This window comes from Nocardia sp. NPDC003269, assembly GCF_042888005.1.
Lineage (GTDB): Bacteria > Actinomycetota > Actinomycetes > Mycobacteriales > Mycobacteriaceae > Nocardia.
In genome coordinates this window covers 1-15,124 of record NZ_JBIAPA010000007.1, presented here as the reverse complement: position 1 = coordinate 15,124, position 15,124 = coordinate 1, and the positions used below count along the sequence as shown (strand labels likewise).

General features: G+C 72.9%; 3 protein-coding genes. 1 reads left to right on the top strand and 2 read right to left on the bottom strand.

The features are described from left to right. Positions 1-37: 37 nt before the first annotated feature. Entirely contained in the window at positions 38-322 is a 285-nt protein-coding gene (locus ACFYWJ_RS33760; protein WP_355283356.1) for a GNAT family N-acetyltransferase, read from the top strand. Here ACFYWJ_RS33760 and ACFYWJ_RS33755 read toward each other — a convergent pair. Further along, positions 319-13,869: an amino acid adenylation domain-containing protein gene (locus ACFYWJ_RS33755; protein ID WP_355283353.1), complete on the bottom strand. Its 13,551-nt coding sequence runs from the start codon at positions 13,867-13,869 to the stop codon at positions 319-321. The genes ACFYWJ_RS33760 and ACFYWJ_RS33755 overlap by 4 nt on opposite strands. Then, positions 13,866-14,579, bottom strand: coding sequence for a DUF6875 domain-containing protein (locus tag ACFYWJ_RS33750; RefSeq protein ID WP_355283350.1), 714 nt, complete (start codon positions 14,577-14,579; stop codon positions 13,866-13,868). The genes ACFYWJ_RS33755 and ACFYWJ_RS33750 overlap by 4 nt, the downstream gene beginning before the upstream one ends. Positions 14,580-15,124 lie beyond the last annotated feature (545 nt).

The window sequence follows — 15,124 nt, the reverse complement described above, 5'->3', positions numbered from 1 at the left end:
CGGAACAACCCGTCCCGGCCCCGGGTTAGCATCCGGTATGACCACCAGGCTCGAGCACAACGTCGCCGACACCCGATACGAGATCTACCACGACGACGTTCTCGCGGGATACGCCGACTACGCCGAACGGGACGACCCGAAGGTCCGCGACTTCCACCACACCATGACCTTCCCCGAGTACCGGGGCCGCGGGGTGGCCGCCGACGTGGTGAAGTTCGGCCTCGACGATTCCCGGGCCGCCGGCTACCAGGTCGTGCCCACCTGCTGGTACGTGGAGAAGTACATCGCCGAGCACCGCGAGTACGCCGACCTGGTGGCCTAGCGGCGCAGGTACCCGGCCAGGATCGGGCCGATCACGGCGAGCGCCTCGGGGCTCGTGAGGTGGTTGTGCTCGTGGCCCGTCTGGTGGTCGATGATCTCGCCGCTGACGTAGCGCCGCCAGGTGTGCGCGTTGGGCTCGTAGCCGGGGCGGGCGCTGGTGCTGCTGAAGAACAGCAGGTCACCGTCGAACAGGCCCGGCGCGTAGTCGGCGGCCTCCCGGACGATCTGCTGGTAGTCGGCGTAGAGCCGTCGCAGATCGGCGTCGGTGATCGTGTCGAGCAGGCTGCCGGGGCCGGCGCCGACCTCGTTGTCGGCGCCGGGCAGCGGTGCGGCAGTACCCCGATACCCCGCGGAATCGGCCGACGACACTGGCGGCGCGGTTCGCTCGACGGCGTCGGCGGGAGCGCCGGCGCGAAGCAGTTGGGCGGCCTGTTCGGCCTGGTCGGCCCCACCGAACTCGGCGAGCAGCGCCGCCATCGGGGGCATCTCCTCGGCACTGGCCGGGTCGACATCGGCGCGGCCGTCCAGGATGGTGAGCGCGTCGACCAGGGCGCCGCGGCGCTGGAGCTCGACCGCGACCGCGTGCGCGATCGGCCCGCCCGCGGAGTAGCCGAGTAGCCGGTACGGTCCCTCGGGCTGGGTCGCCTGGATCTCGTCGGCGTAGTGGGCCACGCGGTCGCGCAGCGGCCGGTCGGGTTGTTCGGCCGCGATCCCCGGTGATTGCAGGCCGTAGACCGGGAAGCCGGAATCGAGGTGCGCGGACAGGCCCGCGTAGCACCAGGCCACGCCGATCGCCGGATGCACGCAGAACAGCGCCGGACCGGTGCCACCGGTGCGCAGCGGCAGCAGTGTCCGCAGGGCCGGATCGACCGGGTCGTCCCCCGACGCGGCGATGCGCGCGGCGAGCGCGCCCGGCGTCGGATCGCCGAACATCCACTGCACCGGCATCGGGAAGCCGAGCAGCTCGCGCACCTGGGCGACCAGCCGGACGGCGACCATAGAGGTGCCGCCGAGCTCGAAGAAGTTGTCGTCCAGGCCGACCCGGTCGACGTCGAGCACGGTCTCGAACGCGGCGACGACGGCCTGCTCGGTCGGGGTCACCGGCGGCCGATAGGGCAGGTCGGTGCGATGCACCGGCGCGGGGGCGAGCGCGTGCACGACGGTGCCGGGTGGCGCGGTGACATCGAGCGCGCCGACCAGCAGGCCGGGGTCGGTGGTGACCGCGTCGAGCACGTCGGCGAACCGGTGCGCCAGGGTCGTCGCGGTCGACTCCTCGAACAGGTCGCGGGCGAAGGTCAGGGTGCCCGACATGCCCGCGGGCGCGCCGTCGGGGCCGAACTCCTCGGCCAGCATCCACTCGAGGTCGAACTTCGCGCCGACCGGCGGCATCTCGATCGGCCGCACGTGCAGATCGGGCAGGTCGAACGACTCCCGGTCGAAGTTCTGGAAGACCAGCAGCACCTGGAACAGCGGGTGGTGCGCGGTGGACCTGGTGGGGGCCAGCACCTCGACGAGCTGTTCGAAGGGGACGTCGGCGTTGCCGAAGGCGTCCAGGTCGCCGTCCTTGGTCGCGGCGAGCAGGGTCTCGAAGGTGTCCTCGGACCGCACCCGGCTGCGCAGGACCAGGGTGTTGACGAACATGCCGATGAGATCGTCGAGTTCGCCGGCGCCACGGCCCGCGATGACCGAGCCGATCGCCACCTCCTCGGTCCCGGACAGCCGCGCCAGCAGTACCGCCAGCGCCGCGTGCGCCACCATGAACACGCTGACGCCGTGCCAGCGCGCCAGTTCGCGCAGCCGGATCTGGATCGCGGCGTCGATGTCGAACTCGACAAGTCCGGCCCGGTGGGTGAGCACCGGGGGTCGCGGATGGTCGCTGGGCAGCGCCGAGACCTCGGGCAGGCCGGTGAGCCGGTCGCGCCAGTACGCCAGCTGCTGGTACGCCACGCTGCCGGGATCGTCGGCGTCGCCGAGCAATTCGTGCTGCCACAGCGCGTAGTCGGGGTATTGCAGCGGCAGCGGCGCCCAGGTAGGCGCGGCGCCCGCGCGGCGGGCCGCGTAGGCGATCGCGACGTCGCGGGTGAGCGGGGCCAGTGACCAGCCGTCGGAGGCGATGTGGTGCATGGTCACCGCCAGGACCGAGCGGTGGTCGGCGATCCGGAACAGGCTGACCCGCACGGGCACTTCGCTCGTGAGGTCGAAGCCCCGCGCGATCTCGGCCGTCACCGCCGTCCTGATCCGATCGGGGGTGATCGTCGAGACATTCAGTGTCACTTCGGCTTCCGTGCCGCGCACATCCTGGTACGGGTCGCCGTCGGCGTCGATCGGGTACACGGTGCGCAGCGATTCGTGGCGGGCCAGCACGTCGGCGATCGCCGCGCGCAGCACCACCGGGTCGATCTCACCGTTCACCTCGACCGCGATCGGCACGTTCTGGGCGGGCGAGTCCGGGTCGTACCGGTTGAGGAACCACATCCGCCGCTGGGCGGCCGAGAGCGGAATCCGGTCGGGGCGCGGCCGTGGTCCAGGGCGCGGGCCGGGTGGGATCGCGTCGGCGTGGAGAGCGGCGGCCAGTTCGGCGACGGTCGGCGCGTCGAAGACCGTGCGCACCGGCACGCGGGCGTCCAGGGCGGCGCCGAGGCGGGCGGCGATCCTGGTGGCGATCAGGGAGTTGCCGCCGAGGGCGAAGAAGTCGTCGTCCAGGCCGACCTTCGGCACGCCGAGCAGGTCGGCGAAGGTGTCGGCCACCGCTCGCTCGGCCGCCGTGACCGGTGCCCGGAACCGGCCGGACCTGATGTCGGGGGCCGGCAGCGCGCGCCGGTCCAGTTTGCCGTTGCCGGTGCGTGGCAGCGCGTCCAGGACGACGAACGACGACGGCACCATGTACGACGGAAGGCGCAGCGCCAGGGCGGCTTTCACCGACTCCACCGTCAGCTGACCGGCCTGTTCCGGTACCAGGTAGGCCACCAGTAGCTCACCGACGGCGGAGTCGGTGTAGACCGTCACGGCGGCCTGGTGCACGGCGGGCTCGGCGGCCAGCGCCGACTCGATCTCGCCGAGCTCGATCCGCAGCCCGCGCAGCTTCACCTGGAGGTCGCCGCGACCGCGATAGTCCAGCGCGCCCGCGCGGCGGCGCACGAGATCGCCGGTGCGATACATCCGTTCGCCCGGCCTGCCGAACGGGTCGGCGACGAAACGGGCGGCGGTGAGATCGGGGCGCCCCTGGTAGCCGCGGGCCAGCGCGGGCCCGGCCAGGTACAGCTCGCCGGTGACGCCGTCGGGCACTGGGTGCAGCCGGTCGTCGAGGACCAGCGCGGCCAGGCCGGGAATCGGGGTGCCGATGGTGATCTCGCAGCCGGGCAGCAGCGGGCCCGCGCCGGTCGCCCAGATGGTGGCCTCGGTCGGCCCGTAGTCGTTGAAGTGCACCCGCCCCGGCGCCGCCCACCGCTGGACCAGCTCCGGCGGGCACGGCTCGCCGCCGGTGACGATCGCCCGCAGGTGCTCGTGGTCGACGGTGTCCACCGAGCTCAGCGCCGACGGTGTGAGCGCGATATGGGTGACCCGTTCCCCGGCGAGCAGTTCACCGAGTTCCGCCCCGCCGTACGCGGTCGGCCCGGCGACCACCAGCGCGGCGCCGGCGCCCGCGGCCAGCAGCAGTTCCAGCACGGCGGCGTCGAAACCGGGCGAGGCCACGTGCAGCACCCGGGAGTCACGGGTGATACTCATCCGCTCCCGCTGCGCGGCAACCAGATTCGCCAGCCCGGCGTGGGTGACCACGACGCCCTTCGGCCTGCCGGTCGAGCCGGAGGTGAAGATGATGTAGGCGGCGTGCGCGAGTCCAGGAGGCGCCAGGCGTTCGGCGGGGTCGATCGGCTCGGGCGAGACGGCGTGTGCGGCCTGGTCGTCGAGGACCAGCCATCGCACACCGGGGATCGTGGAGCCGACGAGGTGCCCGTCGCCGTTGCCGCCGGTTACCGCGTCATCGGTAGTCATGAGGCCGAGCGCGCCCTTAGCCTCTAGCCAGGGGCGGATCGAGGCGGCGTCGCGGGTGGTGATGCCCAGGTGGGCGCCGGAGTCGGTGATGATCTGGGCGATGCGGTCGGTGGGGTAGGCGGGGTCGACGGGGACGAAGGGGGCGCCGGTCTTGGCGACGGCCCAGACAGCGGTGACCGAGGCGGCGCTGCGGGGCACCGCGATCACCACGGGGGTCTCCGGGCCCGCCCCGGCGCGGATCAGGGTGCGGGCCAAGCGGTTCGAGTGTTCGTCGAGATCGCGGTAGGTGAGGTGGGCCGGGCCGTCGATGATCGCGATGCCGTCCGGATTGGTGGTGACGGCGGTGGCGAGCAGGTCGGGCAGGACGGCGGGGGCGACGACGGCGGGCAGTGGCGTCCCGGGCAGGATCGTGCGCTCGCGGGCATTGAGCAGATCGATATCACCCACCGGGACAGCGGGATTCGCGACGACGGCCCGCAGGATACGGAGCCAGCGGTCGGCGAAGCGGGCGGCGGTGGCCGCGTCGAACAGGTCGGTGGCGTAGCCGAGGCGCACCGCCAGCCCGTCGGCGCTGTCGTCGCCCACGGTGAGGCTGAGATCGAAGCGCAGGCTCTGCTGGTCCAGCTCGACCGCCTCGACGCCGAGGCCGGGCAGCGCGAACTCGGCGCGGCCAAGGTTCTGGAAGATCAGCATGGCCTGGATCAGCGGGTGGCGGGCCGCCGAACGGGTGGGTTCGAGCAGGTCGACGAGGTTCTCGAAGGGCACGTCGGCGTGCGCGAAGGCGTCCAGGTCGGTGCGGCGGACGCGGTCGAGCAGGTCGGTGAACGGCAGCGCGGCGGACACCTCGGTGCGCAGCACCACGGTATTGACGAACATGCCGACGACATCGTCGAGTTCGGCCACCCCGCGACCGGCGACAGGCGTGCCGACCGCGATGTCGGCGGTGTCCCCGAGGCGGGCGAACAGTACGGCCAGCGCGCTGTGCAGGACCATGAACAGCGAGCACCGGCGGGTCGCGGCGAGGTGTTCCAGACCCGCCCGCAGCTCCGGGTCGACGGTGCGGGCGACGGTGCCGGCGCGCAGGGAGGCGACCGGTGGGCGGGGACGGTCGGCGGGCAGTTCCAGCCGGTCCGGGAGCCCGGCCAGGGTGTCGGTCCAGTACGCGAGCTGGCGCGCCGACAGCGACTCGGGATCGTCGGCACCGCCGAGCCGATCCCGTTGCCACAGGGTGTAATCCGCGAACTGCACCGCGGACTCCGGCCACGCGGGCGACGACCCGGCCGCGCGCGCGGTGTAGGCGGTCATCACGTCGCGGGCGAGCGGCCCCATCGAGGAGCCGTCGGCGCTGATGTGATGCACCACCACGGCCAGCACGTGTTCCTCGGGCCCGACGCGGAACAGCCGCAGCCGCACGGGAACCGCGGCGGCGACATCGAAACCCTCGGTGACGCAGGCGAGGACCGCGGCGGGCAGCCGGGACGGGTCGATGTCGGTGACCTCGAACCGGTCGGCGAGCCGGTCCGGCGCCACGATCACCTGGTAGCCGACGCCGTCGTGGCCGGGGTACACGGTGCGCAGCGCCTCGTGCCGTTCGACCACGTCGGACAGCGCGGCCCGCAGCGCGGCGAGGTCGAGTCGTCCGGTCAGCCGCAGGACCACCGGGATGTTGTAGGCGCCGGAGGCCGGGTCGTACTGGTTGACGAACCACATCCGCCGCTGCGCGGGCGCGAGCGGGATCCGGTCGGGACGCGGCCCCGCGCTCGGCCCGCCGAGCACCCCGGCGGGCAGCACGGCTTCGCCACCGAGCCGGGCCGCGAGCCCGTGCACGGTCGGGGCCTCGAAGAGCAGCCGCACCGGCACCTGGACACCCAGTTCCGCGCCGAGGCGCGCCGCCACCCGCGCGGCCGACAGCGAATCGCCGCCGAGGGCGAAGAAGTCGTCGTCTGCGCCGACCTCCGGGTGCTCGAGGACCGCGGCGTAGGCCTGCGCGACCAGTCGCTCGGCGCCGATCGGGGCGAGGTACGGCGCGCGCGTGAGCTGGGGTTCGGGGAGCGCGCGCAGGTCGACCTTGCCGTTGCCGGTGACGGGCAGCGCGTCCAGCACCGTGACCGTCGCGGGCACCAGGTGCCGGGGCAGCCGCCGCACCAGGAACTCGCGCAGCGCCGTCGGGGTCAGCTCGGCGCCGGCGATCGGGGCGACGTACGACGCCAGGATCTGGTCACCGGCCGGACCCGGCCGGGGAACGGTGACGGCGAGCGCGACGCCGGGCGCGGCGAGCAGCGCGGCGTCCACTTCGCCCGGCTCCACCCGGATTCCGCGCAGCTTCACCTGGGAGTCGTTGCGGCCCACATAGTTCAGCCGAATCGCCGAGGTGCGGCGCACCAGGTCGCCGGTGCGGTACATCCGCTCGCCGGGGGCACCGAACGGGTTGGCCACGAAGCGTTCCGCGGTGCGCGCGGCCGCACCGGCATAGCCGCGCGCGAGGCCGGGGCCGATCAGGTACAGCTCGCCGACCGCGCCCTCGGGCACCGGGCGCAGCCAGCTGTCGAGAACCGCCAGCGCGCAGCCGGGCAGCGGGGCCCCGAGGTCGGCCGCGTCGTCCGGGGTCAGCGGGGCGCTCAGCGTCACCGCCACCGTCGACTCGGCGGGGCCGTAGGAATTCAGCATCGTCCGGCCCGTACCGAGGCGGGCGACCAACTCCGGTGGGCAGGCTTCGCCACCGGTCACGATGGTGCGCACACCGGCGACGGCCGTGGTCGGCAGCGTGGTGAGGACGGCGGGCGGTGCGACCAGACGGGTCACCCGCTGGTCGGTGATCACCCGGGCTAGGTCGTCGCCCGAGGTGGCCGCCGGCGGGGCGAGGACGAGGGTCGACCCGGCGTGACAGCAGGTCAGCCACACCAGGATCGAGGCGTCGAAGGCGGGGTTCATGCACAGCAGGAAGCGGTCGCGCCGGCTCGGCCGCAGCCGCGCGGCGACGCCTTCGACGAGTCCGCTGAGTCCGGCGTGGGTGACCGTGACGCCCTTGGGCGTGCCGGTCGAGCCGGAGGTGTAGATCAGATAGGCGGGGTGCCCGGCGTGCAGCGGGCGCACCCGGTCGGCGTCGGTCACCGGATCGGCCGAGTGGGCGGCCACCCGGTCCGCGGTCGCCGCGTCGTCGAGCACCAGCCAGGACATGGTGTCCGGCAAGGTATTCCGATGCGTGTCCACGGTGAGCCCGAGCCTGGCGGCACTGCCCTCGGCGACCGCGGCGATCCGCTCGGCCGGATGCTCGACATCGACGGGCACGAACGCGGCACCCGCCTTGGCGACCGCCCAGACCGCCACCAACCACTCCGGCGATCGCGGCAGGGCGATCAACACCGTCGACTCCGGCCCGGCACCGGCGTCGATCAGCGTGCGCGCCAATCGATTCGACCGATCATCGAGCTCGACGTAGCCGAGCTCGGCCACCCCACTCCCGACGCCGACCCCCGGACGGGTCGCCACAGCAGCGCTCTCGACGGCGCCGCGCCCAGCACCGAGTCCGTGCCCGACGACCGCCCCGCCCTGGCCTGACCCATCGCGTGTGCCGGTCTCGAATTGCCTGCTGTCCTGCCCGGATCCCCGTCGGCTCACCGGTATCGCTTGCGCGACAGCGGATCCTACGACGGCGACTCCCCCTGCGCCCGCGCCAGCGGCCAGCAATTCCGGCAGCAGCTGGATCGGTCGCGGCCGGGTGCGGACGACCTCGGCGCCCTCGATGCCGCGCACCGCGGCGACCGGGGTCGCGGGGTCGGCGAGCCGGGCGACGATGCGGGACAGGCGGTGTGCGAGGGCGGTGGCCTCGGTGTCGTCGAAGTAGCGGTCAGAGCAGGTGAGGGTGAGGCGCAGGTCGCCGCGGTCGTGGGCGGCCAGGCACAGGGGGTAGTGGGTGCCGTCGCGGCCGTGGAAGTCGGTGACGCGCAGGCGCGCCTGGTGCGAGGCGGCGCGCAGGGACTCGGCGTCCATCGGGTAGGACTCGAAGACCATGCCGGTGTCGAACAGCGGGCCGAGCCCGGTGGCGGACTGGATCTCGTTGAGCCCCACCATGTGCCGGTCGACGAGCGCGCCCTGTTCGCGCTGGACGCGCGCCAGTAGCGCGCCGACCGGCTCGTCCGGGATCAGGGCGACGCGCACGGGCAGGGTGTTCACCAGCATGCCGACGATGCGATCGGCGCCGGGCAGTTCGGCGGGGCGGCCGGATACCGTGGCGCCGAAGACCACGTCGGTGTGCCCGGTCAGCTCCGCCAGCAGCAGCGCCCAGGCCGCCTGGACGATGGTGTTCGTGGTGATACCGGCGGCGCGGTGCCGGTCGAGCGCGGCGGTGGTGTCCGGTGCGAGCGGCACCGTCACCCGCAGGTCGACGGGTTCGGCGCCGTGCGTTCGCTGGACGCGGGCGGCCGTGACGAGGGTCGGGCCGGACAGTCCGGCGAGCGCGTCCGTCCACGCGGCCCTGGCGGCGGCCAAGTCCTGGTGGACCAGCCACTCCAGGTGGTGCCGATAGGGCTCCGGTTCGCCGAGGGGCGCGGTGCCGTCGTAGAGCGCGAGCAGGTCGCCCAGCAGCAGGGGCATCGACCAGCCGTCGAGGACGAGATGGTGATTGGTGACGATCAGGCGCACGTCGTCGGGACCGCAACGCAGACAGAGGAATCGCAGCAGCGGGGGCTGTTCGGGATCGAAGGGGCGGGCGAGTTCGGCGGCCGCGAGCGCCGCGCAGTCGGCCGGGTCGGCGTCGAGCACCCGCCACGGCACCTCGACCTCGTCGAGCACCACCTGCACCGCGGCGTTCGCCGTCGTGACGAACGCGGTGCGCAGGGCGGCGTGCCTGCGCACGAGTGCCGTCGCGGCGGTCCGCAGCCGATCCAGATCCACCGGGCCCGCCAGCGCGAATTCCGACTGCACGATGTACTTGTCGGTGTGCCCGGCGGCCAGCCGGGTGTGGAACAGCAGTCCCTGCTGCAACGGCGACAGCGGCCAGACGTCCGCGACACCGTCGTAGCGGCGCTGCCAGCGGTCCAGTTCCTCGCCGGTGACCCGCACCAGCGGCAGGTCCGACGGGGTCAGCCCGCCAGCGCCGGGCTCGGCGACGGCGCGCGCGATCGATTCCAGCGTCGACACCCAGTGCCGGGCGATCCGCTCCACCGCTTCGCGGGCGATGACATCGGCCGGGAACCGCCACACCGCGCGCACCGTCGGCCCGTCCGGCCCGTCCAGGGTCGCGGCGTCGACGGCGAGCACGGTCGACACCGGCAGTTCGCCCCCACCGGCACCACCGAGTTGCTGCGCCATATCGACCGGCAGCCACGGAACTTCGGCATCCGCGTCGGCGATCTGGCCGAGGTAGTTGAACCCGATCTGCGGGCTCCCCGCCGCACCGAGCCGAGCCGCGGACGCGGGGCGGAGGTGCCGCAGCAGGCCGAACCCGAACCCGCCGCGCGGCACCGCGCGCAGCTGCTCCTTCACCGCGGCCACCGCCGCCAGCGGCCCCGGATCGGTACCCGGATCGAGCGCGATCGGGAACTGACTGGTGAACCAGCCGACCGTGCGCGACAGGTCGGCCCCCGGCACGACGGTCTCGTCACGGCCGTGCCGCTCCAGCATCAGCAGCGCGGGCCCCGGTTCACCACGATGCGCACGCACCGCGGATACCAGCGCCGCGAGCAGCGCCTCTTCCACACCACAGCGCAGGGCGGTCGGCAGGTGCTGGACCAGCGGTGCCGCGATCGCGGGTGGGAGGACGACCTCGACGCGGTCGAGTCCGGCGCCGACGTCACGCGCCGGGTCGAGGGCACGCGCGCCGAGGCGCGGCTCTGGGGTGCCGAGCACGTCGCACCAGTAGTCCAGCTGCTCGGTCCATGTCGTGGCGTCGGCCCCGGTGTCGAGCGCCTCCGCCCAGGTCCGCACGGAGGTGCCGACCGGCGGCAGCCGCACCGGGGCGCCCGCCTCGACGGCGGTCCAGGCCGCCACCAGATCGGCGATGAGGATGCGCCAGGAGACCGCGTCGACGGCCAGGTGATGCACCGCGAGCACCAGCCGCCCGCCGGAGCCCGGATCGAGCCAGACGGCGGCGAGCACGCTGCCCGCGGCCGGGTCGAGCCGGTCCACGGCCGCCGCGGTGGCCGCCGCGATGTCGCCGGGCTCGATCCGCGCGCAGGGCCGGTGCTCCACCGAGGTGGCCACGTCGGTCGTCCGCGGCGAGGCGACCTCGAGCCGGTCACCGTCGACGATCCGGACCCGCAGCATGTCGTGCTGGTCGACCACGGCTTGCAGTGTGCGGGTCAGCCGCGCGCGATCGATGTCGGGCGGCAGCGCCAGCACCATCGTCTGCGCGAACCGCCGCCACCCCGGCTGGGTCAGCAACCAGTCCACGATCGGCGTCCGCCGCACCGAACCCACACCGCCACCGGGCAATTCGCGCAGCACCGCCCGCTCCCCCGGCACGGCGACGACGGCGGCCAGCTCGGCCGGGGTCGGATGCTCGAACACATCGCGCGCGGAGAAGACCAGGTCGGCGGACCGGCCGCGCGACACCAGCTGGATCGACAGGATCGAGTCACCACCGAGCGCGAAGAACGACGCCCCCGGCCCCACCTCGGGCACCCCGAGCACCTCGGCGAACAGCGCGCACAGGGCCCGCTCCGGGCCTGCCGCGGCGGGTGCCGACGGCGCCACCGCAGGCTCGGGCAGCGCCCGCCGGTCGACCTTGCCGTTGCCGGTCAGCGGCAGCGAGGCGAGCACGGTGACCGAACTCGGCACCATGTGTGCGGGCAGCCGGTGCAGGCAGTATTCGCGCAGCGCCGCGCCGTCGAGGTCGCCGATCCCGTGCACCGGCACCACGTACGACGCGAGCACGTCGCGCCCCGACGCCCCGGTCCGCACCACCGTCACCGCGAAGTCGACGCCGGGGCAGGTCGCCAGGACGGCATCGATCTCGCCCGGTTCCACCCGCATCCCGCGCAATTTCACCTGGAAGTCGGTGCGGCCCAGGTAGTCCAGGACGAACGTGCCGTCGACGGCGCGCCACCGGACCCGATCGCCGGAGCGGTACATGCGCGCGCCCGGCGCGCCGAACGGATCGGCGACCATCCGCTGCGCGGTCGCGGCGGCCCGCCCGGCGTAGCCCCGCGCCAGTCCCGGACCGGCGATGAACAACTCGCCCGGCGTTCCGGCGGGCACCGGGCGCAGCAGATGATCGAGGACCCGCAGGGTGACACCGGGCACCGGCGACCCGATGCCGGTGTGGTGACCGGTGGCCAGCGGTTCGGTGAAGGTCGCCGCCACCGTCGTTTCGGACGGCCCGTAGGAATTGATCAGGGCGCGGCCGGTGCCGAACCGCGCCACCACCTCGGGCGGGCACGCCTCCCCGCCCGTGGACACCGCGCGCACGCCGTCGAGCGCGTCCGGCGGCAGGGACGACAGCACGGCGGGCGTCGAGCACAGGTGGGTGATCGCCGCATCGCGCATCGCGGCGGCCAGTTCGGCGCCCGCGGCCGCGTCGGTGATCACCAGGGTGGCGCCCGCGGTGAAGGCGACCAGGAGTTCGAGCAGGGAAGCGTCGAAACTCGGGTTGAGACAGTGCGCTACGCGAGAATCACGGTCGGCGCCGTAGGCGTCGCGCACGGCCGAGGCCAGCCCGGCGATGCCCGCGTGGGTGACCACGACACCTTTGGGGGTGCCGGTGGAGCCCGAGGTGAACACGAGATAGGCGGGGTTGTCGATCCGGGCGCGCGGCAACGGCGCGGTGCCGAGGTCGTCCGCGCCGGGTTCGTCGAGCGCGATCCAGGTCACCGTGTCGGGCAGCTCCGCGCGCCGGTCCGCGGTCGTGATCCCCAGCCGCGCACCGCATTCCGCCGCCATGGTGGCCAGGCGCGGTGCGGGGTTCTGCACGCCGACCGGCACGTAGGCCGCCCCGGAACGCACGACACCCCAGAACGCCACCACCGACTCCACCGAGCGCGGCAACGCCACCAGGACGGCGGTCTCCGGACCCGCGCCGGCCGCGACCAGCTGCCGCGCCAGCCGGTCCGAAAGCTGATCCAGCGCAGCGTAATCGAGGACGCGGTCGCCGTAGACGACCGCCGTGGCCGCCGGGCCCGCCGTCGCCATCCCCGCCTCGAGCACGTCCACGAGCAGCCGGGGCGCCGGTGCGGGCGCACCGCGCAGCCCGGCGCGCAGCGGTCGTTCGTCGGGCAGGAAGTAGTCGAGCGCGCGCACCGCGGTCTCCGGCTCGGCGTCGATGATCGCGTCGAACAGCGCCAGGAAGCGCTCGTGGTGGCGGGCCAGGGTTTCCGCGTCGTAGCAGTCGGGGTTGGCGGTGAAGTCCACGTGGACGGGACTGTGCGCGCCGTGCTGATAGAAGTTGACGAACAGGTCCTCGATCGGCCCCGAGGTCAGCACGTGCAGGCTGGTCTCGACATCGGTGAAATCGACCTCGGTGGGGAACAGCATGATGTTGACCACCGGGCCGACGAACCCGCGCCCGCCCGCCTCGGCCGCCCCGTCGCCGTGCCGGATCTCCTCGTGCCGGAACTGCTGATGCCGCAGCGCGCCCGAGACCTCGACCCGGATGACGTCGACCAGCTCGGCGACGGTGCTGTCGGCGCGGACCGGCACCCGCAGCGGCACCACATTGGCGAGCATGCCGCCGGATCGGCGCAGCATGGCGGTGGTGCGGCCGGACACCGGCAGGCTCAGCACGACGTCGTCGGTGCCGGTGGCCTGCGCGTAGTAGACGGCCAGCGCGGTCATCACCAGCCCGGCCGTGCCGACACCGTAGCGGGCCGCCGCCGCGTCCAGGCGCGCCTTCGTCGCGGGCGTGAGCTCGGCGCGGTGCTGGCGGCCGAGCGCATGGGCGGGCGCCGGGGCGTCGACGAGGCTGCACCGGCGCGGCATGTCGGCGATCCGCTGCGTCCAGTACTCGGCGTCGGCGGTGTAGCGGGTGCTGTCGCGATAGCGCGTCTCCGCCTCGTGCACCGTGCGCAACCCGGCCGCCACGCTCGGCTTCGGCGGCTGCCCGGCCAGGGCCGCGTTGTAGAGCTCGGCGACCCGGTACAGCGCCGTCGCCGACGCGAAACCGTCGATGACGATGTGGTGCGCGCGCGAGTACCAGAGCACCCGATCGGGCGCGATCCGCAGCAGCGCCGTCATGACCAGCCGGTCGCCGAGCAGATCGATCGGCGCCGCGACATCGGCGCGCATCCACCGGATCGCCTCGTCCTCGGGATCGGTGGCGTCGCTGAAGTCCAGGACGGCCATCGTCAGCTCGATCCGCCGGTCGACGACCTGGTGCGGCCCGTCGCCGGTGTCGACCAGCCGCAGCAGCCCGGACTCGAACTCCCGGCTGACCTGCTTCGACACCGCGACGAGCAGGTCGACGTCGAGGGGACCGCGCATGTCGATGTACTGCGCCTCGTAGAGCGGCACCGCCGGGTCGAGCTGCTGGGCGTACCACATGCCCAGCTGGGCGGGCGAGAGCGGAAACTCCTCGACCGCTGCCGGGTCGGTCGTCGGCGCGGTGGACAGTTCGCGGGTCATCGCCCGCTGCTCCCGGCGATCGCCCCGTGCAGTTCCTCGTCGTAGTACGCGGGGACCTCGGCGTTCGCGTTCGCGATGAGCCTGCCGACCACGACCCGCCGCACGTGCGCGGGCAGGCCGGGCGCGAACTTCTTGACGTAGGCCGACATCCACTCCGGCCGGGAGATCAGGAACGGGAAGTCGGTGGCCATCATCGTGCGCACCACCAGCATCGGGATCGGGGAGTCGAGCGGGTGGTATTCCCGGTTCCACAGGCCGGGCTGGGTGCAGCCGGGGTAGAACTGACCGAGCATGAGGCCGCGTTCGACGAACTCCGATTTGAGCTGATCGTGCAGGTCGTCGATGACGGTGTAGTCGTGCAGCTCGGGCATCGCGGTCACCAGGCAGCGCAGCACCGCGGCGCCACCGCCGTCCGGCGGCAGCTTCGGGAACAGTTCCAGCGCGTCGGAGAGCACCAGCCGCACGTACGCGGGCCAGGGCTGCGCGCCGGCGACCCGGCCGACCCAGATGAGATCGCGCCGCATCGCCGGGCCGACGTAGGGGCAGACCGGACCGTCACGCCCGATCTCACCCAGCGGCTGGGTCAGATGCTCGCGGGCCCAGGTGCGAATCCCGTCCAGTGTGGCCTGTGTGAAACGCGAGGTCTCGGTGGCGGTCGACAGCGGATACCAGCTCATTCCCGAGCGGGATCCGAAAATTACCTCGGTCATATTTCACCTCGCCACATCACGAGGTCGAGTATTCCCCCGAAGCACGGCCGCGCACGTGAGTAGCGGACCACTCGAATATCTGCGGCGGCCCGGACCACTTAAGGTTTCAGCGTTATGCACCATGTTGCCGACTCCTGCTATAGACGGACAAAGAGCCAGCTCACAGCCCTTATCTACTCAGGAGGATTCGACATCGGCCACATTCAACGACCCCGACGGCTCAGTTGGATCCCACCTGTCCTGGTATATTGCACGGAGGCAGCGAAACGATTCGCTCCCAGGGCACGAATAAATAACCCTCTGATATCGGTTGAATTTCTCGGCCCGTTCTCCTCTTAATCAAAAGGCACAATTCGATCGTCAATCGGCCGCTACGCAGCGACTATCGAGATAACGCCCGCGACATCACCCACACCCGGGAACAGCCGTGGCCCCCCGCGGGATTAGCCGGGGGCCACGGGGGGTGTCGCGCTGGTGCGCCGCGATCAGCGCAGGATCTGGCGCGCCATCACCACACGCGGGCTCGGGTTGGGGGCCACGGAGTT